This is a genomic window from Leucobacter soli (assembly GCF_042659205.1).
GTDB classification, from domain to species: Bacteria; Actinomycetota; Actinomycetes; order Actinomycetales; family Microbacteriaceae; genus Leucobacter; species Leucobacter soli.
The window spans coordinates 1-618 of record NZ_JBHSRW010000482.1 but is presented as its reverse complement, the minus strand read 5'-3'; the positions used below and the strand labels follow the sequence as shown (position 1 = coordinate 618).

Genomic DNA, 618 nt, shown 5'->3' with positions numbered 1-618 from the left:
CGCCCGCGAGGGTGAGCGGCCAGACGACGAGCGGGACGCCGGCGAGCACGAGCGCGATGCCGGTGTTCGCGAGCAGCAGGCGGACGTTCTGGGCCCGGCGATCCGGCACGGTGAGCGTGCTGCGGGTGAGCGCGATCGCGAAGTGCTGGCTCCAGACGAGGATCGCGTGCGTGATCGCGCCGAGGAAGAGCAGGTGCAGAAGCAGCCACGGCGCCGCCGGCAGGTTGCGGTGGGCGACGGCGGCGACGATCGCGAGGATCAGCCACAGCAGCGTGGGCAGGTCGCGCAGCACCCAGAAGCCGCGGCCCGGCGCGCGCTTCGGGAGAGCTCCGAGGGCGGGTTCGGAAGCGTGTTCGCGGCCGGATTCGGAGGTCGGCTCCGACGCGTGCGACGCGAGGAGGCCGGGCATGCGCGCCGACGCGCGCTCGACCACCCGGTCCTGATCCTGCTCGGAGCTCCGATCCTGTGCGGGGCTCCGATCCCGTGTGGCGCCTCCGGACTGATCCTGCGCGGCGGGCTCGTGGTCGCTGCGTTCAGGCACGGTCGGCTCCTTCCGCGGCGGATCCGGCGGCTGCGGAGGATCCGGCGGGGTCGCCGGTACTGTTGGCGTCGCCCGGT

At 73.9% G+C, this 618-nt stretch carries 1 pseudogene; it reads right to left on the bottom strand.

The window, feature by feature from the left end:
* Positions 1-541, bottom strand: a pseudogene (locus ACFPZL_RS14080) (hypothetical protein); the annotation flags it as partial.
* Between the last annotated feature and the right edge of the window lie 77 nt (positions 542-618).